Annotated in this window: 17 protein-coding genes, 1 tRNA gene and 1 pseudogene; 11 read left to right on the forward strand and 8 right to left on the reverse strand. The window is 61.5% G+C overall.

What is annotated here, in order from left to right:
* Positions 1–8: 8 nt before the first annotated feature.
* Together FOZ70_RS18245 and FOZ70_RS18250 are read right to left on the reverse strand one after the other, a co-directional pair.
* On the reverse strand, positions 9–1,052 hold the full coding sequence (locus tag FOZ70_RS18245; protein WP_081058860.1) for a DUF3427 domain-containing protein: 1,044 nt from the start codon (positions 1,050–1,052) through the stop codon (positions 9–11).
* A gap of 431 nt (positions 1,053–1,483) precedes the next feature.
* Positions 1,484–1,681: a hypothetical protein gene (locus FOZ70_RS18250; RefSeq protein ID WP_219706392.1), complete on the reverse strand. Its 198-nt coding sequence runs from the start codon at positions 1,679–1,681 to the stop codon at positions 1,484–1,486.
* A 202-nt stretch (positions 1,682–1,883) separates the two neighbouring features.
* Here FOZ70_RS18250 and FOZ70_RS18255 point away from each other — a divergent pair, with 202 nt between their 5' ends.
* Positions 1,884–2,909: a hypothetical protein gene (locus FOZ70_RS18255; protein WP_219706393.1), complete on the forward strand. Its 1,026-nt coding sequence runs from the start codon at positions 1,884–1,886 to the stop codon at positions 2,907–2,909.
* A 257-nt stretch (positions 2,910–3,166) separates the two neighbouring features.
* Complete coding sequence (locus tag FOZ70_RS18260; RefSeq protein ID WP_155638915.1) at positions 3,167–4,396, forward strand: PIN domain-containing protein; 1,230 nt, start codon at positions 3,167–3,169, stop codon at positions 4,394–4,396.
* 247 nt (positions 4,397–4,643) lie between these two features.
* Here FOZ70_RS18260 and FOZ70_RS18265 read toward each other — a convergent pair whose 3' ends face one another.
* Entirely contained in the window at positions 4,644–5,219 is a 576-nt protein-coding gene (locus tag FOZ70_RS18265) for a recombinase family protein (protein ID WP_219706394.1), read from the reverse strand.
* 296 nt (positions 5,220–5,515) lie between these two features.
* Between FOZ70_RS18265 and FOZ70_RS18270 the strand changes: the two genes are divergently transcribed.
* The 3 genes and pseudogenes from FOZ70_RS18270 (at position 5,516) to FOZ70_RS18280 (ending at position 9,235) form a co-directional block, all read left to right on the forward strand.
* Positions 5,516–6,202 carry a hypothetical protein gene (locus FOZ70_RS18270; RefSeq protein WP_219706395.1) on the forward strand — a complete coding sequence of 229 codons (687 nt, stop codon included), beginning with the start codon at positions 5,516–5,518 and terminating at the stop codon, positions 6,200–6,202.
* A 44-nt stretch (positions 6,203–6,246) separates the two neighbouring features.
* Positions 6,247–7,485, forward strand: a pseudogene (locus FOZ70_RS18275) (DUF927 domain-containing protein); the annotation flags it as partial.
* Positions 7,486–8,467: 982 nt separating this feature from the next.
* The gene (locus tag FOZ70_RS18280; protein WP_219706396.1) at positions 8,468–9,235 is read left to right on the forward strand and encodes a hypothetical protein; all 768 of its coding nucleotides are present in this window, start codon (positions 8,468–8,470) and stop codon (positions 9,233–9,235) included.
* A 203-nt stretch (positions 9,236–9,438) separates the two neighbouring features.
* Here FOZ70_RS18280 and FOZ70_RS18285 read toward each other — a convergent pair whose 3' ends face one another.
* The 3 genes from FOZ70_RS18285 to FOZ70_RS18295 form a co-directional block, all read right to left on the reverse strand.
* The gene (locus FOZ70_RS18285) at positions 9,439–10,653 is read right to left on the reverse strand and encodes an integrase arm-type DNA-binding domain-containing protein (RefSeq protein WP_219706397.1); all 1,215 of its coding nucleotides are present in this window, start codon (positions 10,651–10,653) and stop codon (positions 9,439–9,441) included.
* Positions 10,654–10,816: 163 nt separating this feature from the next.
* Positions 10,817–10,891: transfer RNA gene (locus FOZ70_RS18290), tRNA-Arg, on the reverse strand.
* Between the two features lie 151 nt (positions 10,892–11,042).
* Positions 11,043–11,225 (reverse strand): rubredoxin, encoded by a 183-nt coding sequence (locus FOZ70_RS18295; protein ID WP_006398668.1) that lies wholly within the window; start codon positions 11,223–11,225, stop codon positions 11,043–11,045.
* 200 nt (positions 11,226–11,425) lie between these two features.
* Between FOZ70_RS18295 and FOZ70_RS18300 the strand changes: the two genes are divergently transcribed.
* The 5 genes from FOZ70_RS18300 (at position 11,426) to FOZ70_RS18320 (ending at position 19,314) form a co-directional block, all read left to right on the forward strand.
* On the forward strand, positions 11,426–11,830 hold the full coding sequence (locus FOZ70_RS18300; RefSeq protein WP_021158530.1) for a DUF4399 domain-containing protein: 405 nt from the start codon (positions 11,426–11,428) through the stop codon (positions 11,828–11,830).
* Positions 11,831–12,003: 173 nt separating this feature from the next.
* The gene (locus FOZ70_RS18305) at positions 12,004–13,989 is read left to right on the forward strand and encodes an ATP-binding cassette domain-containing protein (protein ID WP_174393158.1); all 1,986 of its coding nucleotides are present in this window, start codon (positions 12,004–12,006) and stop codon (positions 13,987–13,989) included.
* A 242-nt stretch (positions 13,990–14,231) separates the two neighbouring features.
* Complete coding sequence (parE, locus tag FOZ70_RS18310) at positions 14,232–16,214, forward strand: DNA topoisomerase IV subunit B (RefSeq protein WP_021158532.1); 1,983 nt, start codon at positions 14,232–14,234, stop codon at positions 16,212–16,214.
* Between the two features lie 69 nt (positions 16,215–16,283).
* The gene (parC, locus tag FOZ70_RS18315) at positions 16,284–18,605 is read left to right on the forward strand and encodes a DNA topoisomerase IV subunit A (RefSeq protein WP_021158533.1); all 2,322 of its coding nucleotides are present in this window, start codon (positions 16,284–16,286) and stop codon (positions 18,603–18,605) included.
* A gap of 250 nt (positions 18,606–18,855) precedes the next feature.
* Entirely contained in the window at positions 18,856–19,314 is a 459-nt protein-coding gene (locus FOZ70_RS18320; protein WP_021158534.1) for a CopD family protein, read from the forward strand.
* A gap of 49 nt (positions 19,315–19,363) precedes the next feature.
* Here the strand turns inward: FOZ70_RS18320 and FOZ70_RS18325 are convergent, their stop codons facing one another.
* Positions 19,364–20,248, reverse strand: a complete 885-nt coding sequence (locus FOZ70_RS18325) for a LysR family transcriptional regulator (RefSeq protein ID WP_059486338.1) — start codon at positions 20,246–20,248, stop codon at positions 19,364–19,366.
* Positions 20,249–20,361: 113 nt separating this feature from the next.
* Between FOZ70_RS18325 and FOZ70_RS18330 the strand changes: the two genes are divergently transcribed.
* Positions 20,362–20,808, forward strand: a complete 447-nt coding sequence (locus tag FOZ70_RS18330) for a multidrug/biocide efflux PACE transporter (RefSeq protein WP_042974119.1) — start codon at positions 20,362–20,364, stop codon at positions 20,806–20,808.
* 48 nt (positions 20,809–20,856) lie between these two features.
* Here FOZ70_RS18330 and FOZ70_RS18335 read toward each other — a convergent pair whose 3' ends face one another.
* Positions 20,857–22,065, reverse strand: coding sequence for a chromate transporter (locus FOZ70_RS18335; RefSeq protein WP_059497731.1), 1,209 nt, complete (start codon positions 22,063–22,065; stop codon positions 20,857–20,859).
* Positions 22,066–22,240 lie beyond the last annotated feature (175 nt).

Here is a 22,240-nt window from a genome sequence, read left to right on the forward strand (position 1 = left end):
CGCGACTGTTATGGAACAGTTGGGCCCTCGGTGACCTTCGGCCCTCCTTGAAGCTCGGCCTTGTATGCCATCGGACTCAAGCTGAGCTGCGCAGTCAGATCGCCTTCAAGGACGAATGCTTGTGCCGACTGCGAATTGCGATCAAATTGATACAGTCGATACAAGGCATAGGCTTCAGGGTTCTTGACGCTGAACGCGATCTCATTGGGAGAAATATAAAAGGCGGTATGAGCGTCGCCTTGGGTCGTCTTCACTTCAATATATCGATCGCGTCCGTCGGGGCGGAAAGATCTAACGTCATAGCCTGCACCGTCGCCTTCCACCACAGAGACGTGGGTTACTCGATTTGCTAGATCGTTGCGGCCAGCAGCAATAAGCGCTGCTTTCTCATGCTCGATCACAAGCAGTTCGCCTTCCAAGCCCAACGCGCGATTTCGAGCGTCTTGTGCAGAATAGTCGGGCGACTTTCTACGACGAAAGTCTTCGGACGCTACCCCTTCTCGGGAACGTTTCGGTAACGCTGGATTGACAAACGTGATGCCTGCTGGATGCGGAGATGCCGGCTCAGCGGGCATCGAATGATCGGCCGTTGGGACCAAGCCGATCCGATCTAGCACTTCCTTAGGTGCTGGCCATTCGTGCAATTGCCATTGGAAATGCACGGGCTTTTCTCGCAGAGCATCATGTGTAACGTAGCTGATCGTTCCCAGGTAGCAGTAGGGCGCGCGGCGTTTCGTGCGCAGAAACAAGTGAATATTGTTGACTCGCTCGTCGTGACGAATGAGCTCGCGGATCACATCGTCAGCAACTCGCTGATTGGGTTGGGATTGCCAGCTTAGAACACCGCTTTCCGTGATCGACTCATCAAAAACGTGATCTCCTTGCTCCTGCCCAAACGTAACGAAGAACACCCAGTCTCCACGTCGAGCAGGGACCCGAACCATGCCCTGAAGCCCCCAGGTTCCCGCTTGAGGTGTGAATTTCGTATCGGGGGAAAAAATGGCGTGTACGTCTTCGCGACTATAGTCGTTCCAAAGCGTCAGGTTCGGCATATATGGACAATCTGTGCATTAAAGGGTCATGGCACCAGTTATCTCATAATACATATCTGCCTTAGCTGTCACACGGCTTAATTTCATGCACGACTTGTTCGTGAGGGCCTCATGTGGCGACGTTGCCGATGGCGGCCCTGGCGAGGCGACTTCAGATTGGTGCGCGTGTCACCAGCGTCTGCTGTCTCAATTTTCTGATATCAACAAAGAGATCGACAGAGTCTCCAGCTGTCACTGAGCAACTTTGACTAACGCTGCGAGCTAGAAGGCCACTGGATGGGCCCAGGCAGGTAATACGTGCGAATCTTGGGAATGGCTTGAGGCCTGACTGGTCCCCGACAGAATTCATATCTCTAGGCTGGAAGCGATTTTCAGGCGCAGATATCCCATGGATACCAACAAAAATACCAACAGGCATCGAAGCGTAGACGCTATCGACCGAGGCAGATGCTGTCGGTAACCGTTGTGACGCCGCCGGAAGCAAATTTTTTTGGAGATTTGGAGACAAGTACTTGTTTCGGCTTGGCGGCCTTGTCTGGCAAGGCTGCGGCTATCTCCAAGTCTATCTCCAGAACACACAGTTTCTTGGAGATGATGTTGGAGATAGGTAGCACGGCGGGCTGCGCCATCCATTCAGTCTTTCTGCCAATTACACCTCCGTCTGGAGCGCTCCGCGCAAAGAATTGCCCCACGCCGCTGCTTACCCGGCGTATTGTTGATTTATGGTGATCGCTTGCTGCTATCTTGAATACGATGGGGCGCTATAGAATGGAATGGACGCGATGCAAGGCACAGACCGAGCGTCGAGAACCAAACGATACGGGGAACGCCATGACCGACCTTTGGGACACATCTGCGGCCCGTGAATGGCTGGACGCCGCGATTCTGCGCTACTCGAATGGGATATTCGGAAAGGTTTCGCCAGCGGTGATCTGGTCCGACGTGCGCGGCGACGACGGCGAGCTTGTGGTGCCTGTCGATCCGTTTATCCTTGTCAGTCGAATCAACAGCACTCCGCACGCCCTGCTTCATAACCACGATCCCGGTCGGCCAAAAGGCCGGATTATCGAAAGTGCAAAATTCGAGACAGAGGAAGGACGCAAGTTTGTCGTTGCCGTGTTGGGGTACTACGCGGGCGGCGATGTCTTGAATTTTCGCGGGCTGGGCCTTGATACCGACGAGGCCGCACCCCCTCCAGTGCGGCTACCGATATTGCCGGATAGCGCGTGGATCGACTTTGCCACGGACCCGAGGGAGGTAGATGAAGAGTGGTTGACGCGCGCAACAAGCGATGCGCCACTCCGCGTCACACGTTTGCAGCTTTCGCACAATGCTGCGGATTCCGTCCACGAACTGATTCGGGTCGGTGTTCCATACGTGGTGCTTGTCTGGAACCCTTTCATAACCGCCATTGCTTCTGAGGCTGGCAAGGGAACATACGCGGCGTTTCGGACGTGGCTTCAAAAGTTGCTAGATAGGCTTGCGGAACGTCGTAATCCGATACTCTCGATCCAGTCGCACCAAGACGATTGTGACGTATCGTTTCTGCTCCGGGGTAAGGACGTAAGCCAACATTACGCCGCGCATGCTGCGTTGTCTGACGCGGCCGCTCAAGCTGCGCACTTGATTGGGAAACTCAAAGCTCGCGGCACGGCAGCTCGACAACTCGTATATGAATTCGATAAGGAAGCCAGCAAGTGGTATCCCTCGTACGCGATTCTGAGCGACGATAGGATCATCACCGACAACTTTGAACTCATCGCTATCGAGAATCTCCCCACGAACTTGAGCCTTGGCCTGAGCAGGGGGGAGTCAGGTATTCCAGTAACCCCGGCTGCGCTCGATGATGGTGGCTAAAGTGTGGCTCTTTGCGGATTTCAGGTGTACTCGGGGCAGATTCTCGGCGGTCGGCCAACAGCAATTGCTCGGGGAAAACCCCGTAAAGCAGACGATGGTGCGGTATACGGGGCTATGGCATGGTAATTTTTGAATCCGAGGGGAAATTTTCTGCCGTGCAAGACATCTGGTGCGATTCAAACGAGTGTTGGCTCGCACTGAATGATCTGGCGCTCTGGTGTTGTTGAATAATAATTTTTAAGACGTTCGGGGGAAAAATGAAAAACGAGTTTATCTGGTATTTTCATCCAGACGAGGCGGAGATTAAGGGTATATGGGGCAAAGGTTTATTAACGTTGGATGCCAACGTCTTGCTCGATCTTTATCGTTACCACGAAAATACCCGTAACAGCATTCTTCGCAGCCTTCGGTCTTTCAAGGGGCGACTGTGGTTGTCAAACCAAACTGCCGAAGAATTTTTCCGAAATAGGGCTAAAGTTATTGTTGGTTCATCGAATGGATTCAGGCAGGCGTCCGATGAGCTTGAAAAGATTCGAAAAAGTCACGCTGCAAACATCGAGCAACTCAAGAATAATAGAATAATCTCCGCCGAGTTGATCGAAAAATTGGAATCCGCCCTGTCGACCGCGATTGATCAGGCTGGAAAAGATATTGAAGTCGCTCGTGAGGCATTTCCAAATTACCTTGACAAGGATCCCATTCTAGAAGATCTGATCGCTCTTTTTGAAGGTGCCGTCGGCAAACCATTCTCTGAGGATGAGCTCAAAGTGGCAAGGGCTGAGGGCGAGCGGAGAAAGAAGAATCAGATTGCGCCTGGCTACCTTGATGATGAAAAGGATGGTGACCGGCCATATGGCGACTATTTCATGTGGCGTCAGATACTCACGCACGCTAAAGCTTCCGCGACTCCGATGATTTTGGTCACTTCTGAAAGGAAGGAAGATTGGTGGGAGCGTCCGTCGGGTAGAACCGTCGGACCTAGGCAGGACTTGCTAAGAGACGCGCATGAAAATGCAGAGCAAAGAATCCTTATTTACCAAACTGACCGTTTTTTGCAGTTCGCTGCAGAGTTGACGGGCGGTAAGGCCGATGAGAGTGCAGTCGAGGAAATTCGAGCGGTAGATAGCCTGCGAACCGCCGCGAATGCAGTGAGAGTTACATCGCAAAGCTTGTCGCAAAATAGCCAGACGGTAAATAGCGGGAGGTTGGTGATCGAGCTTCTGAAGCCTCTCTTTAGATTCACTGCAAGTGGGCACTTTGATCCACAATTGATTTCTGTGCCGAATTTACGAGTCGGATTGATAGATTCGCCAAGCGAATTGCCCCGCTATCGGATTGGTGCTGGGACGGGGACGACGCATGATTTCAATGTCCATTTGAAGTCTGAGGTATATGGGGCGCCCTTGCCGGCTGGAACCTATATATTTGAGTACACTGCAAGTTGCGTTCAGAGTAATGAGCTTTCAGGAAGTGGGGGCACAATTTAGCCTAACTGACAGTCGAAAATGAGCTGCGACGTAGTCTTGTCTATACGAGATTTTCAGTCGCAGTACTTGAATTTTATATTCTCGGAGTGTTCAGTTTCCGCGGCGGGGGGGCAGCGACATCCACGGGAATCCGCGAAGAACCTAAAGTATTGGCACGCCCGGCATGCCTTGCGCGCGGCTTTCTTCGTGCAATGGGCGGCAGCTAGTCGGTATCGAATGACTAGATGTAAGTGGTTAGTGCGAAAAGTCACTTTGCATCGCGTACCCGCATGATTGTTTGACGGCTTGTACTGTATAGCTTTGCAAGGCTTGCCACGCTTACGCCCTCGCTCAACTGTTGGCGAACCTCGTCCTGCTGCGTCTTGGACAGCGCTGAAGGCCGACCCATGGATTTTCCTTCGGCTCTAGCACGTGCGATACCGGCTTGTGTTCGTTCGATCAACAAGTCACGTTCAAATTCGGCCACGGCGTTTAGGACCTGCATCGTCATTCGGCCGGCTGCACTTGTCAGGTCGACGCCTCCGAGTGCAAGGCAATGAATCCGAATGCCGCGATCCGCCAACATCTCAACAGTCGCACGGACGTCCATTGCGTTTCGGCCGAGGCGGTCGAGCTTCGTGACGATCAACACGTCGTCTTCTTCCATCTTCAGGAGCAATTCGGCAAACCCCGGTCGCTGGTCTGCGCTAACGCTACCGGAAACGCTTTCCGTAACGACTCGACGTTTGTCGATTGCAAAGCCAGCTGCTTCTATTTCACGAAGTTGATTTGCTGGTGTTTGGTCAGCCGTGCTGACGCGGGCGTATGCGAAGGTGCGGGACATTCAGTGCCTTAGGGTTGTCCGAAAGGGATGTACGAATATCACCATACGTCCGTAAATATCAAGGCCTTATTTTCGGACATGGCTGCGCATCTATGTCCGTAAGGGAACAGTTTCGGACATGTCGCTGCATGTAGCGAGGACGTTAGCGCGTACGCATTGCTATCCGGGGATATCGCCGGAGTACATGCAAGCGGTATGCTGCACCGTGCTTTGCCTGCTGGATGCGTGCAGCCAGTCGGGCTGCTAGTCGTCTCGGGTTGTCGTGCGCCGGCCAAAATTACGTGAGGAGAATCTCCTTGAGCTTGTTGTTAATGAAGATCGGTGGGGTATCGGTAGTCGTCTTTCTTGCCGTATGGGCGCTTCGGAACTGGATTGCGGCGCAAGCTAGTCGCGCAGTTAGCCATCTCTTTGACCAGCGTCTAGAGTCACATAAGGCAAGGCTGAAGACCGAAAGTGACTTGGCGGTCGAGCACGTCCGATCGACGTTGCGTTTCGAGGCAGATCACAAGCTCGAAGAGCTGCGTGCAGCCCTTGGTCGCGAGGGAAGCCGGCAATTGGCGGTCCACGGGGAACTGATTCGAAGAAGATTCGATGCAATTGAAGCGGTCCATAGCGCACTTCTCGCACTTTATGAGGCTGTTAGGCAATTGGTCGACCCGACCACCCGCAATGGCGGAGACACGGATGAGGACTGCTCAACGCGGGTCTGGGACACCTTTCAGTGCTTTGACCAGAGTCACCGTGAAAAGCGCATTTTCCTTAGCAAAGCAACGGCGGACCATATTGCGGCGCTTCGTCAGCAACTTGTGAGCAACGCAAACCTATATCAGTTGCAAGTGAAAAGCCCGAACAATCAGAACCCCTACGAGAGTTGGATCAAAGTACACGAAAGTGTGTCGCAGGACATCAAGCAGTCGATCGATGAATTAGAGGCCGAGCTGCGTGCCCTTATGGGTGACGCAGTCGCGCTTAAGGCGAAATGAGGCTTGGCTCGGATTTTTGATATCGCGAGGTGATGCGCGGGGATACCGCCTTCGCTGGTCCGCTGCTGCACTTCTCCGGGCTTCAGTCGGGCGGCTTTCACTTGCTCGGCACGACGTCGAAAGGCAAGTCGACGGGCGGTGTCATCGCCGCGTCCGTGTTCGGCTCACCGGACTACGTGCGGAGCTGGAAGGCGACCGACAACGCGCTCGAAGCCGTCGCCACGCAGCATAGCGACGCGCTGCTGATCCTCGACGAAATCGGGCAGGTCGAGCCGCGCTTGGTTGGCGATGTGATTTACATGCTCGCGAACGAGTCGGGCAAGGCCCGTGCATCGCGTGGCTCGGCCAAGCCCGTGCTCACGTGGCGGCTGCTGTTCCTGTCGAACGGCGAAAAGAGCGTGTCTGCGCTGATGGCTGAGGGCAACAAGCCGATGAAAGGCGGTATCGAGGTGCGCTTGCCCGCGATCCCGGCCGAGGTGGGCGAAATGGGCGTCGTGGAGAAGCTGCACGGCTTCCCGACGCCGGCCGCGCTGATCGAGCATCTAGAGCGCCACGCCGGCATGCACTACGGCACGGCCGGCCCCGCGTTCATCGAGTGGGCGTCGTCGCAGGCCGGCGAGCTGGCCGAGCATCTGCGCATGCGCGTCGACGAGCTGGTCGGGCAATGGGTGCCGGACGGTTCGCATTCGCAGGTCGCGCGCGTCGCCAAGCGGTTCTGCCTCGTCGCGGTGGCCGGCGAGCTGGCGACGGCGCACGGGCTGACCGGGTGGCCACAGGGCGAAGCGGTCGAGGCCGCCCGTCGCTGCTTCGAAGGCTGGCTCGAACTGCGCGGCGGCACGGGCAACTCGGACGAGGCCGAAGCCGTGCGGCAGGTACAGCATTTCCTCGCCGCACATGGCGACAACCGTTTCGTGTGGATGAACCGGGCGCAGGACGACCATCGGCCGAACGTGCCGCATCGAGCGGGCTTCAAGCAGCACGTGAAGCGCGACGAGCGGCGCACGCCCATCGCCTCCGATCGCGAGTATTACGCCGAGTTCGGCGGCAAGATGAGCGCCGACGATGCGGAAAGCGTCGAGACGGAATACCTGATCGAAGCGGCCGTGTTTCGGAAGGACGTGTGCGCCGGCTTCGATCACAAGATCGTCGCCAAGGCACTCATGAAGCGGGGCGTGCTGATGCCACGTAGCGACGGCTACCCGTACCGGCAGGAATACATCCCCGGTCACGGCAAGTTCATGGTCTACCGCGTGTTGCCGTCCATCTTCACACTCGAACTGTGAAAGACGCCGCCGCCGTCCGGTAGGGCGGTGGCGGGCATTCGTTTGCGCGGCATTTTTCGCCCGTGCGTCAAAGTTACTTTGAGCGATCCGCTCCAGATGGAACCGGGCCGGTGGTTGCCGAGAATCTTGCCGCAGACGTAACAATCCAGCCCGGTTTATCTCCAGTATCTCCAGCGTTCTCCAAATCGTTTGGAGACATGCGAGGCCTTACCCCACAAGGCTTTGCGGCCGATTCAGGCGTTTATCTCCAAATCTCCAACTCGTTTTGCACTGAGGGGACAGGTGTCGACCGTCTGCGTCGACCGCGAAGCTAGACGGGGTGCGGCTCTCCGGCATTTGACAGGCATCAGAGGCGTGTTTTCGAAGGGGGTGTTTGCGATGCGCCCCGATCGGGCATTGTTGCGCCGACCGCAAGTGTCGGGGTCGCTGGAAAGCGGGGGACCCTGCGTCTAGGGCAAAGTCGCGGGGGCTCACACCCGCGTCTTTTCTCTACTGACGGCGGAAATGGAGGGGGCACATAATCATACGGGGCCAAATCAATTGATCGCCCTGCGGCTAGGCACTTTCCAATTTACTGGTGGGAAACGTACGGAAGGGGGCATATTCATGCAAGTCGGGTAGCCGTGGGGCGCTGCTCGTCTGCGAGTCTGGCACAATCGGATTTCGACAATTTCATGAGTGAGAATGCTGTACCAAAAGTCTCATGCCGTAGAAATGGCGATTAAATATTGCTCGAGAAAAAATATCAGAGGGGAAAGTGAGAAGAAAGTGCAGAGAAATAAATCAGGTTGTTCTCGAAAGTCGGCGGAATGTTGCGGTCGATGGTCGGCATCAGATGCGAATAACACTATTTCGGCCTTCTGGGATTTATCCGAAAATAAGGATAAGTACTCGTCATAGCGCATTTTGGGCCGACGAGAATCTGGCATTTATGGTAGCCCGTTGTACTGAGTGGCCGAATCATTTGCCGCATAGTGAGGTTATGTGGCTCAATCCAGAAGAAATCCGCCTGCTCGGATCGCTGATGATGACCGAGGAGTTTGACGGTGGGCAGCGATGTACCTTTCGTCTACTTCCCAGATGTCACGCATATGTTAACGGCGATGTGAATCTGACGAGGGCCGGCACTCTCGTTCAGATCAGGAAGTTATTGTTACAAACACGAGGGCATGCGGAATGGCGAGGTCTGCAAGATGCATGGGCCGCGATCGGGCAGACAAAATTTCAGTGTTTCCCCCGCGATTGGCTACAAACAGAACTTCAAGCCGTCTTCTGGAATAGAATTTCACTCCATAACTTGGTGCTTCTTCGCGGAATTTACGCTCTTATCAAGGCAGACATGCTTGCATTGGAATACGAGTTTCGCGAGGAAGCCACGATCAACACGTTCATCGCGTTGGACGCATCCTTTGAACTTGTTTTACGTCATTTGAAACGATGTGGAGTACCGTCGCCAAGTTCTCGTGATGCGGGTGCGTGGCTTTACCGAACGTTCGACGAGCCCTTAGGTTTGAGCTACGGGGAAAATGTGCGTTACTTCGAGGAGTTCTACGATCAACGGATTCAGACAATGCACCCGCGAAGTCGCTTGGGCGACATGCCATTCGCGCCGCTCGCATGGGACGACTACAGCCATTTGCGAAGTGTGCTGCCCGGCATACTCGGTTTTCTCATAACCGGTCAGCATACCCCCGAGTTTTTAGAGCTTTTCCGAGCAGCCAAGGAGCGTGCAGGGCGGTCTTCAATCTAGCAGTCCGGCCGTTTCTACGCGCCAGCCCGTCCTGAGGTATCAATTGCTGTTTGGGCGTCAGAAGTGGCCTTGGCAGCGCTGCGAACCTAACGACAGTTGAGGGACGGTAAGCGGCAGCCGTTCGCGGCAATCTACGGGCAACCGCAAACTTGCCCGCTCCCATCATTGACCGAAGTGGGAGGTCGCGAGGAGACGTTGACCCGCTATCGGGCAGACGCGAAATAGACGATCTCTGCTCCTGCCTTAAGGCGGTCGAGATGATCGCCCCACGCCTGCATCATTCGTCTGCGCTCCGGCAAATACTCGGCGTGGACGTAGGCGGCCGTTACCTGATTTCGTTCGGCGTGCGCCATCTGGCGTTCTACAACGTCCCGGCCGAAGCCAAGTTCACGTAGAGCCGTAGCGGCCAGCCCACGAAAGCCGTGCCCGGTCATTCGCGACTTGTAGCCCATGCGATAGAGCGCATAGAGCATGGTGTTGTTCGAAATATGGCTCCTGCCTTGCACGCTGTAGAACACGAATCGATGCTGGCCGTTGAGCGCGCGGAGCTGGGCGAGTACGTCGAGTGCCTGCCGCGATAGCGGCACGATGTGCGGGTCGCGCATCTTCATGCGTTCAGGCGGAACGCGCCATTCTGCGGCGGCCTCGTCAAACTCCGACCACTCTGCACGAATCATTTCCGTTGTCCGCACGAAGGTCAGTGCCATCAGGCGGAGCGCGAGCCGCGTGACTAGGTCGCCTTGGTAAGCGTCGATGTCGCGCATGAGCTGCGGAATCTCCGTCGCCTTGACCCGGGCCATATGCTGCACGCCCGGCCCCTTCTTCAAGACCGTCTGCGCGTCGATATCGGCTGCCGGATTCCTAGAGCATCGCCCGGTCATGATTCCGTACTGGAAGACCGCACGTGAGCGTTGCAGGATTCGCTTCGCCGTCTCGCGCACGCCGCGCGCTTCGATCTCACGCACGATGCTGAGCATCTGCGGCGAATCGATCTCCGCGATCGGGCGAGGGCCGATCTTCGGAAACACGTCGACCTCAAGCGAATTCAGCACCTTCTCCGCGTAGCCGTCGCTCCAGCCCGGACGCTGAGAGTCGAACCACTCGCGAGCTACCGCTTCGAACGAGTTTGCCGCCGCGATCTCTGCGGCCCGTTTCGCGTCCTTCTTCGCCTCGCCCGGATCTACGCCGGCCGCGATCTGCTCGCGTGCCTCGTCGCGCTTCTTCCGTGCCGTCGCGAGCGTGACGGCCGGATAGACGCCGAGGGCGAGCGTCTTCTGCTTGCCAAGGAAGCGGTATGAGAAGCGCCAGTACTTCGCGCCGTTCGGTTGGACGAGCAAGAACATTCCGTTGCCGTCCGTGAGTTTGTACGGGGCCGCGCTGGCCTTCGCGTTCCGTACCTGCACGTCAGTGAGAGGCATTGTTGGTATCTGTGTTGTTGGTATCTGCTGATACCAACAAAAATACCAACACTTTCTCCGGCTGTCACTGAGCAACCTTGGGTAACGACGGGAGTTAGAAGGCCGCCAGACGGGCTTGAGCGGGGAGTTTCTTGTGAATCTTGGGGAAGGTTTGAGGCTTGGCTGGTCCCCCCGACAGGAATCGAACCTGTATCTAGCGCTTAGGAGGCGCTTGTTCTATCCATTGAACTACGGGGAGCGCCATGTCCGAGTGATCACGCGAAAAAACGCGAACCGGACGGCAGTGTGGACAGCGCGCAGAGTATAGCAAACGCGCGGCGCGTCGGCGGGGCGGAATGCACGCCGACGCGCGCGATCGCGCAATCAGCCGCGATCAGAACATCGTGGAATCAGAAATCGACGACAACAAAATCTTCCTTGCCCACGTCGCACAGCGGGCAGCGCCAGTCGGCGGGAATGTCGGCGAAACGGGTGCCGGGTGCGATGCCTTCGTCGGGCAGCCCTTCCGCTTCGTTGTAGACCCACCCGCAAATCAGGCAGACCCAGCTCTGGTATTCGGTTACTTCGCTCATGTGGCGCTCGGTGAAAATGGAAATCCGGTGATGCCGTTCGCGGCCTGGCCGGCGGACGAAAGGCGCAATGGTACCGGAATTTCGCCGAACGGCTCCGCAACGTCGTTTTAAACGTACGCATCGCGAACAACGCAACCGGAACACACGTGCCGTACGTGCGGTGTATGCTTCCCGGGCTGTCCAACCATCAGGAGAATGCGATGCTGAACAAAAAGTGGATCGCGAGTGCGGTATGCGTGGCGGCGATGGCCGTGTCGACGGTCGCGCGGGCCGAGGCGCGCGTGTTTTTCGAAGCGCCGCGTGACGGCGCGACGGTGTCGAATCCGGTGCTCGTGAAGTTCGGGCTCGAAGGGATGGTGCTTCGGCCCGCCGGCGACATGACGCCGGATACCGGCCATCATCACCTGCTGATCGACGGCCGGCCGATTCCGAAGGGCGACGTGATTCCGGCAGGCGAGCGTTCGCTGCACTTCGGCAAGGCGCAGACCGAAACCGAGCTCAGGCTGCCGCCTGGCCAGCACACGCTGACACTGCAGTTCGGCGACGGCGCGCACCGCTCGTACGGCCCCGAAATGAGCTCGACGATCTCCGTGAACGTCAAGTAAGCACGCCTGTCCGCGAGGGCGGCCGGGCCGTCCTCGTGACGAAGTGAGCCCGCGCCTGGGGGCGCGGGTGCCCGCCGCGCGCGCGGCACTCGACCTTCCGCAACCGGCCCGCGCGACCGGTCTTGCACCCTATCCGTCCGGCCATACCGGTGCCGGCGCCCGCGACCGGTACAATGGGCGCTTCCGATTTCTCTCTTCGCCGTCTCCCCATGTCGCTCTATTCCATTACCGGCGCGCAGCTCGCGTTCGGTCACGTCGCGTTGCTCGATCACGCGGATTTCTCGCTGGAAGCCGGCGAGCGCGTCGGCCTGATCGGCCGCAACGGCGCGGGCAAGTCGTCGCTGCTGAAGATCGTCGCCGGGCTCGCGAAGCCCGATGACGGGCTGGTCACGCGCCAGCAGGAGCTCGTGACCGTCTATGTGCCGCAGGAGCCAGAGTTCGAGCCGGGCGCGACGGTGTTCGATGCGGTCGCGTCGGGGCTCGCGCATACGCGCGAAGTGCTCGAAGAATACGATTCGATCGCGCACCGCCTCGCGGATACGCCCGAAGGCGCCGAACACGATGCGTTGCTCGCACGGATGAACGCGCTGCAGTCGTCGCTCGACGCGCACGACGCGTGGAACTGGCGCACGCGCGTGTCGATGACGCTCGCGCAGATCGGCCTGGCGGACGTCGACGCGCGCGTCGACGCGCTGTCGGGCGGGATGCAGAAGCGGGTCGCGCTGGCGCGCGCGCTGGTGCTGCAGCCCGACGTGCTGCTGCTCGACGAACCGACCAACCACCTCGACTTCGACGGCATCCGCTGGCTGGAAGAGCTGCTCGTTGCGCAGCGCGCGGGCCTGCTGTTCATCACGCACGATCGCGCGTTCCTCGACCGCGTCGCGACGCGCATCGTCGATCTCGACCGCGGCCGGCTGTTGTCGTACCCGGGCAATTTCTCGGCGTACCAGACGCGCAAGGCGCAGCAGCTCGAAGTCGAGCGCGTGGAAAACGAGAAGTTCGACAAGCTGCTCGCGCAGGAGGAAGTGTGGATCCGCAAGGGGGTCGAAGCGCGCCGCACGCGCAGCGTCGGCCGCATCGCGCGGCTCGTGCAGATGCGCAACGAGCGCGCGGAGCGCCGCAATTCGCAGGGCAACGTGAAGCTCGACGTCGCGCAGGGCGAGAAGTCCGGCAAGATCGTCGCGGAGCTGACCGACGTGACGAAGCGCTACGGCGGCCGCACGGTCGTCGATCGTTTCTCGACGACGGTGATGCGCGGTGACAAGATCGGCTTCATCGGTCCGAACGGCGCCGGCAAGACGACGCTGCTCAAGCTGATTCTCGGCGAACTGAAGCCCGACGAAGGCACGGTGCGCACCGGCACGAACCTGCAGGTCGCGTATTTCGACCAGATGCGTGCGCAGCTCGACCAGGAAAAGAGCCTCGCGGATACCATCAGCCCCGGCAGCGAATGGGTCGAGATCGGCGGCGTGCGCAAGCACGTGATGAGCTATCTCGGCGATTTCCTGTTCGCGCCGGAGCGCGCGCGTTCGCCGGTGAAGTCGCTGTCGGGCGGTGAGCGCAACCGGCTGCTGCTTGCGCGCCTGTTCGCGCGTCCGGCCAACGTGCTGGTGCTTGACGAACCGACCAACGACCTCGACATCCCGACGCTCGAACTGCTCGAGGAGCTGCTGGCCGACTACGACGGCACGGTGCTGCTCGTCAGCCACGATCGCGCGTTCCTCGACAACGTCGTGACGTCGGTGATCGCGTCCGAGGGCGACGGCAAGTGGCGTGAATATGTCGGCGGCTTCACCGACTGGCAGATCCAGAGCGCGCGCGCGGATCAGCTCGCGCAGCAGGAAGCCGCGAAGCGTGCGGTGAAGGAAGCGGCGCCCGTCAAGGACGAGCCGGCAAAAAGCGCCGCGGGCCGCAATGCGCAGCGCACGGTGAAGCTGTCGTTCAACGAGCAGCGCGAGCTCGATTCGCTGCCGGAGAAGATCGCCGCGCTCGAGGAGGAGCAGAGGACGATCAATGCCCGGCTCGAAGACGGTTCGATCTTCGCGAAGGATCCGCAGGAAGGCACGCGCCTGACCGAGCGGTTCGCGGCGATCGACGACGAATTGCTCGCGGCGCTCGAACGGTGGGAAACGCTCGAGGCGAAGCGCAAGCCGGCGTAATCCGCATGACGCGTCGCGCGGCCGGCGGCCGCCGCGCGCGATTGCGCGATTGGCGTGCCACGCGGAACCAGTAAAATACCGCGCGTCCCGGGCAGCGCAGCCAACGCCGCGCGCCCGCTTTCGGAGCAGTCCAAGCACACCGTTGTTTCGATTCGCTTTTTTACGGAACTCAACGTTTTGTCCACGACGTTATCCACACGAGGTGTGGACAACGTCCCGATGAATGACGAAATTCAGCGCCTATGTCAACGAAGAAACCCAGCGCGGCCTATAGCGAAGCATCGATCAAGGTGCTCAAGGGTCTCGAGCCGGTCAAGCAGCGCCCCGGCATGTACACCCGTACCGAGAATCCGCTGCACATCATCCAGGAAGTCATCGACAACGCGTCCGACGAGGCGCTCGGCGGCTACGGCAAGCAGATCACGGTCACGCTGCACGCCGACCAGTCGGTCTCGGTCGAGGACGACGGCCGCGGCATCCCGTTCGGCATGCACCCGGAAGAGGGGGTGCCGGTCGTCGAGATCGTATTCACGCGCCTGCACGCAGGCGGCAAGTTCGACAAGGCCGCAGGCGGCGCCTATACGTTCTCGGGCGGCCTGCACGGCGTCGGCGTGTCGGTGACGAACGCGCTCGCGACGCGCCTCGACGTCACCGTCTGGCGCGACGGCAAGATCGCGGAACTCGGCTTCGCCGAAGGCGATGTGGTGAAGCCGCTCACGACGCAGGGCGCGGGCCGCGGCGAAAAGAAATCCGGCACGCGCGTGCAGGTGTGGCCGAATCCGAAGTACTTCGATTCGCCGAACCTGCCGCTCGGCGAGCTGCAGCGCCTGCTGCGCTCGAAGGCCGTGCTGCTGCCGGGCGTCGAGGTCGTGCTCGTCAACGAAAAGAGCGGCGAGCGCCAGACGTGGAAATATGAAGACGGCCTGCGCGGCTACCTGCTCGACGAAATGAACGGCAGCGAGTTGCTGATCCCGTTGTTCGAAGGCGAGCGTTTCGCCGATTCGCGTTCGGGCGACGATACCTTCGCCGAAGGCGAGGGCGCGTCGTGGGTCGTCGCCTGGAGCGAGGAAGGTTCGCTCGTGCGCGAGTCGTACGTGAACCTGATCCCGACGCCGGCCGGCGGCACGCATGAATCCGGCCTGCGCGACGGTCTCTACCAGGCGGTGAAAAGCTTCGTCGAACTGCACAACCTGCAGCCGAAGGGCGTGAAGCTGCTCGCGGAAGACGTCTTCGCGCGCGTGTCGTTCGTGCTGTCGGCGAAGGTGCTCGATCCGCAGTTCCAGGGGCAGATCAAGGAACGCCTGAACAGCCGCGACGCGGTGAAGCTCGTGTCGTCGTTCTCGCGTCCGGCGCTGGAGCTGTGGCTGAACCAGCACGTCGAGCACGGCAAGAAGCTCGCCGAACTCGTGATCAAGCAGGCCCAGGCGCGCACGCGCGCGGGCCAGAAGGTCGAGAAGCGCAAGAGCTCGGGCGTCGCGGTGCTGCCCGGCAAGCTGACCGACTGCGAGACCGAGGACATTACGCGCAACGAGCTGTTCCTCGTCGAGGGCGACTCGGCGGGCGGTTCCGCGAAGATGGGCCGCGACAAGGAATACCAGGCGATCCTGCCGCTGCGCGGCAAGGTGCTGAATACCTGGGAAACCGAGCGCGACCGCCTGTTCGCGAACAACGAGGTGCACGACATCTCGGTGGCGATCGGCGTCGATCCGCACAGCCCTGATGAAAGCGTCGACCTGTCGAACCTGCGCTACGGCAAGATCTGCATCCTGTCGGACGCGGACGTCGACGGCTCGCACATCCAGGTGCTGCTGCTCACGCTGTTCTTCAAGCATTTCCCGCAACTGATCGAGCGCGGCCACGTGTGCGTCGCGCGGCCGCCGCTGTTCCGCGTCGATGCGCCGGCGCGCGGCAAGAAGGCGGCGCAGAAGCTCTATGCGCTCGACGAGGGTGAACTGGAAGCGATTCTCGACAAGCTCCGCAAGGACGGCGTGCGCGAGACGCAATGGAGCATCAGCCGCTTCAAGGGGCTCGGCGAAATGAGTGCCGAGCAGCTGTGGGATACCACGATGAACCCCGACACGCGCCGCCTGATGCCGGTGAAGCTCGGCGAACTCGACTACGAGGCGACCGTCGCGCGCATGACGATGCTGATGGGCAAGGGCGAGGCAGCCGCGCGGCGCGGCTGGCTCGAGGAAAAGGGCAACGACGTCGAAGCGGACATTTAAGCCGGGAATCCGCGCGGCCGGGCATGACGCCCGGCCCGGCCTCACGCCACTTACGAATACGGAATTCAGATGGACGACAACACCTCCGATCTCTTTGCCGACTCCGGCGCGCCGGAGAGCGATGCGCTGACGCTCGGCAACTACGCGGAGCAGGCGTATCTCAGCTACGCGGTCAGCGTCGTGAAGAGCCGCGCGCTGCCCGACGTGTGCGACGGCCAGAAGCCGGTGCAGCGCCGGATCCTGTTCGCGATGAACGAAATGGGCCTCGGCCCGGACGCGAAGCCGGTGAAGTCGGCGCGCGTCGTGGGCGACGTGCTCGGTAAATACCACCCGCACGGCGACCAGTCGGCGTACGACGCGCTCGTGCGTCTCGCGCAGGATTTCTCGCTGCGCTATCCGCTGATCGACGGGCAGGGCAACTTCGGCTCGCGCGACGGCGACGGCGCGGCGGCGATGCGATACACCGAAGCGCGGCTCACGCCGATCTCGAAGCTGCTGCTCGACGAGATCGACCAGGGCACGGTCGACTTCATGCCGAACTACGACGGCTCGTTCGAGGAGCCGAAGACGCTGCCGAGCCGCATGCCGTTCGTGCTGCTGAACGGCGCGTCGGGTATCGCGGTCGGCCTCGCCACCGAAATCCCGTCGCACAACCTGCGCGAGGTCGCGGCGGCGGCGGTCGCGTTGATCCGCAATCCGAAGCTCTCGCACGCGGAGCTGATGAACCTGATCCCCGGCCCGGATTTCCCGGGCGGCGGCCAGATCATCTCGAGCGACACGGAAATCGCGGCGGCCTATGAAACCGGCCGTGGCAGCCTGAAGGTGCGCGCGCGCTGGAAGATCGAGGATCTCGCGCGCGGCCAGTGGCAACTGGTCGTCACCGAGCTGCCGCCGAACACGTCGGGCCAGAAGGTGCTCGAGGAAATCGAGGAGCTGACGAACCCGAAGCTCAAGCTCGGCAAGAAGACGCTCACGCCCGAGCAGCTCAACACGAAGAAAGCGATGCTCGACCTGCTCGACGCGGTGCGCGACGAGTCGGGCAAGGAAGCGGCGGTGCGGCTCGTGTTCGAGCCGAAGTCGCGCACGATCGACCAGACGGAATTCGTGAACACGCTGCTCGCGTACACGAGCCTCGAGTCGAATGCGACGCTGAACCTGGTGATGATCGGCGCCGATGGCCGGCCGGGCCAGAAGGGGCTGCTGACGATCCTCGACGAATGGGTGAAGTTCCGCCAGCTGACGATGACGCGCCGTTGCCGCCATCGTCTCGCGAAGGTCGACGACCGCATCCACATCCTCGAAGGGCGGATGATCGTCTTCCTGAACATCGACGAGGTGATCCGCATCATCCGCGAGTCGGACGAGCCGAAGGCCGCGCTGATGAGCGCGTTCGGCCTCAGCGAACGGCAGGCGGAAGACATTCTCGAAATCCGGCTGCGCCAGCTCGCGCGGCTCGAGAAGATCAAGATCGAGAAGGAACTCGAAGCGCTGCGCGACGAGAAGGCGAAGCTCGAGGAGCTGCTCGCGAACGAAAACGCGATGAAGCGGCTGATGATCAAGGAGATCGAGGCCGACGCGAAGCAGTACGGCGACGATCGCCGCACGCTGATCCAGCAGGAAAAGCGCGCGACGTTCGAGGCGAAGGTGGTCGACGAACCGGTGACGGTGGTCGTGTCGCAGAAGGGCTGGGTGCGTGCGCTGAAGGGCCACGGGCTCGACCCGGCAGGTTTCACGTTCAAGGCCGGCGACCATCTGTACGCGGCGTTCCAGTGCCGCACGCCGGACCGCCTGATCGCGTGGGGCAGCAGCGGCCGCGTGTACTCGGTCGACGTGTCGGTGCTGCCGGGCGGGCGCGGTGACGGCGTGCCGGTCACGTCGCTGATCGAGCTCGAGTCGGGCTCGCACCTGATGCACTACTACGCGGCGCCGGCTGACCAGCAACTGCTGCTCGCGTCGAGCAACGGTTTCGGCTTCCTCGCGAAGGTCGGCGACATGGTGAGCCGCGTGAAGGCCGGCAAGTCGTTCATGACCATCGATGCGGGCGCGGTGCCGCTCGCGCCGATGCCGGTGCTGCCGAACGCGACGCAGGTCGCGTGCCTGTCGAGCGGCGGCCGCCTGCTGGTGTTCGGGATGGACGAGATGAAGACGCTGTCGGGCGGCGGTCGCGGCGTGATCCTGATGGCGCTCGACGACAAGGAAACGCTCGTTCAGGCGCTCGCGATCGATCCGGCCGGCGTCGTGCTGATCGGTACCGGCCGCGGCGGCAAGGCGCAGGACGAGACGCTGTCGTATGCGGGGCTGGCGCCGCACGTCGGCAAGCGCGCACGCAAGGGCCGCGCACCGGAGACGAAGCTCAAGGTCGTCAACGAGCTGCGTCCGCTGCTCGGCTGACGCGACGCACGATCGATCGGCCGGTTCGGCCGTGATCGAAGGCCGCACCTCCGCATCGGCGGGCGTGCGGCCTGTTCTTTTTGAGCGGGGATTCGGGTAAGCAAGCGTGGCGCTGTCACGCGGAACTTGCAAAATAGTGTGAAATTGCGCCTGGGGTCTGAACCGGGCGGCGACAATCCGGTCGAACGTCGCTCGATGCCGCGTGCGACGCGGCCGTTCGCCGTACCCCACTCCTCACAGGATTGCCGTCATGTCCCATGCTGTCTCCGTCGCGCTGTTTCTTCATCTGCTGGCCGTCGCCGTGTGGGTGGGCGGGATGGTCTTCGCCAACTTCTGCCTGCGTCCGGCGCTGTCCGACCTGTCGCCGCAGCTTCGGTTGCCGCTGATCGAAGGCGTGTTCGGCCGCTTCTTCAACTGGGTGTCGGGTGCCGTGATCGTGATCCTGCTGTCCGGCGGCTTCCTGCTCGTGGAATTCGGCGGCGCGCACGCAACGTGGTCGCTGCATGCAATGGCCGGGCTCGGCGTCGTGATGATGCTGATCTTCGGGCATATCCGGTTCGCACTGTTCCCGCGCATCCGTCGTGCGGTGCAGGCGCAGAAGTGGCCGGATGGCGCGCGCGCGGTGAATACGGTGCGCCTGCTCGTCCTCGTGAACCTCGTGCTCGGCGTCGTGACGATCGGCGCGGCGGTGTTGTCGCGCGGCTTCTGACCTGCCGGTGCCGGCCGGCGCGCGGCCGCCGGCGCATCGGCCTGCGTCGCTACGCGGCCAGCATCGCATCGAGCAGCCACGAGCCGACCGGGCCGAGCGGCCGGTTGCGCGACCAGACCGCATCGACCCGCACGCGGCGCGGCCAGCCGCGCGCACGCAGTTCGCACAGGCGATCGCGCGCGAAGTGGTCGACCATCCAGCGCGGCAGTTCGGCCCAGCCGAACCCCTGCACGGCCATCTCCAGCAGCATCAGGTAGCTCGGTGCCAGCCAGTGGTGCGTGCCGACGACGATCCGGTCGCCGGTGCCGCGGCCTTCCGTTTTCACATAGGTATTGAGGCGCAGTTCGCGCACGTCGCGCAGCGCGGCGTGCGGCACGTCGGCGTCGCCGTATTCGGCGAGCGCGTGCATGCGGCCGACGAACAGCCCGATCTCCGATTCCTCCGCGATCGTCGCCGCGCCGATGTCGGCCGGGTAGGCCGCGCGCGCGGCCATCAGCCCGAGCTGCGCGCGTCCCTGCTGGATCAGGTCGAGCACGTCGTCGTGCTCGGCGATCTGGCATTCGAACTCGAGTGCGGGAAAGCGCCGCTCGAGCGCCGTCAACGTTTCCTCGTAGCGCTTCGACTGGTACGTATCGGACACGACGAGCGTCAGCCGCGCTTCCTCGCCGCGCGCGAGCCGCGCGGCCGTGCGGTCGATTGCCGCGCCGGCCTCGAGTGCGCGCTGCACCTGCGGCAGCAGTGTCCGCCCGGCGTCGGTCAGCGTCGGCGCGCGCGTCGAGCGGTCGAACAACTGCACGCCGAGATCGATCTCGAGGTTCGCGATCGCCTCCGACACGGTCGACTGGCGCTTGCCGAGCTTGCGCGCGGCGGCCGTGAACGAGCCGAGCAGCGCGGCTTCGGCGAATGCGAGCAGGGCTTCGGGGGCGTGGCGCATGCGGCGCTCCTGATGGCGTTATATCGGTAAAACCGATGATATCAAACTGGATTCATACGGTTGTGCCGATCAAAATGGCGGCCATCAACGAAGCAGACGAATCGGAGGGAATCATGAAACAGGTCAACAAAACGGTGACGGAACGGTTGCTGCATGCACTGACGTTCGAGCTGGTCGCGATCGCGCTGTGCGCGCCGCTCGGCGCGTGGCTGCTCGACATGCCGGTGTCGCACGTCGGTGTGCTGACGGTGATGGTGTCGCTGATCGCGATGGCGTGGAACATGGCGTTCAATACGCTGTTCGACCGCGTCGAGCGACGCGCGGGGCTGTCGCGCACGCTCGGCATGCGGATCGCGCATGCGGCCTTGTTCGAGCTCGGCCTCGTCGTGCTGGTGGTGCCGGTTGCCGCGTGGTGGCTGAACGTGAGCCTCGTCGAGGCGCTGCTGCTCGACCTCGGTATCGTGCTGTTCTTCCTGCCCTACACGTTCGGCTTCAACCTTGCGTACGACGCGCTGCGCGCCCGCTGGATGGCACGCCGGGTCGCGGTGCAGGCGGGTTGAGGACGGGCGAATGCCGGTCAAGGCCGACGGGGCGGCCGCTGCCGCCCGTCAGCGCGCGGCGGCCCACAGCCACACGCCGCACGCAACCGCGACCGTGCCGTACACGGCATAGACGGGCACCTTGAAGCGCGCGAAGCAAAGTATCGCGAAGGCGCCCGTCAGCCAGTAAACGGGGTCGGCCGGTTCGCGGTGCAGGATCCTCACGACCGCGACGACGAGAAAACCGGTGGTCGCCGCGCGCAGCAGGCGCATCCCGTGCTCGAAACGCGAATGGCGCTTGAGCCGGGACAGATGGTTCTGCGCAAACACGACGAGGCAGCCCGACGGAATGAACAGCGCGGCCGTTGCGAGCAGCGCGCCCACCCAGCCGTCGGTCAGGTAGCCGAGAAACGGCACGACGTTCAGCAGCGGCCCGGGCGCGACGGGCGACAGCGCGAACGCAAGCGTGAAGTCGTGATCGGAGATGCCCGTTGCCGGCGTGACGAACAGCGTCTTGAGCACGGGCAGCGCGGAAAAGCCGCCGCCGAACAGCGTCATGCCGGCGCCGGCGAGGCGCGGCCACAGCAGCGTCGCCTGGTAATCGCCGGGCAGCGGCACCGCGAACAGCGTGACGAGCACGCCGAGCAGCACGAGCAGGTTGCGGTCGCGGGCCGATAGCGTGAAATCGACCGCGTCGCGCTGGGGCGGCCCGGTCAGCCAGCCCGCCGCGAACGCGGCGAAAAGAATCCCGACGAAAGCGGCCGGATTATGCGCGAAAGCAAGCAGAATCGTCGACAGCGCGGCGATCAGCTGTTCGCGCCGTGTGCGCGCGAGCGAGCGCAGCTGCTTGACCCAGGTGACGCCGATCAGCGCGGCGAGCACCATCCCGAAGTGATTGATCAGCATCGGCGCCGCCAGCGAGCGCACGAACGGCGTGCGATAGAAGATCGCGAACAGCGTCATCAGGATGGAGAAGGGCAGCACGCTCGCGATGCCGGCAACCCATGCGCCGACGCGGCCGTGCAGTATCTGGCCGACCTGTATCGCCACGTTGCAGCCTACGGGGCCCGGCACGAGCCAGGCCAGCGCGACGAGATCGCCGAATACGTGAGGCTCGATGCGCCGCAGCCGCTCCACGTAGTGGCGTTCGAGCTGCGCCATCATGGAAAGCCCGCCCCACGAGACCGCCGAAATGCTGGCAACGACCTTGAACAGGTCCCACAGGGAAGCCTGTGCCTGTTCGACATCAGCGGTCGCTTCGATTTCGACGGTTGTCATCTTGGTGGTATGGGCTCGGGGCCCGATCTCTCGCGTATGGCCATGCCGGCGGCCCGCCGACACGTTGCCCCTCCCGATTGTCCGCCGCGTATCGTGACACGGCCATGAGCGAAAACGCTAGTTCATGAACTAAACAATTGGATCGGAAAACGAAACGATGACGGTGCACGCAACG

Source organism: Burkholderia sp. COPS (assembly GCF_019425585.1).
Taxonomy (GTDB): Bacteria; Pseudomonadota; Gammaproteobacteria; order Burkholderiales; family Burkholderiaceae; genus Burkholderia; species Burkholderia cepacia.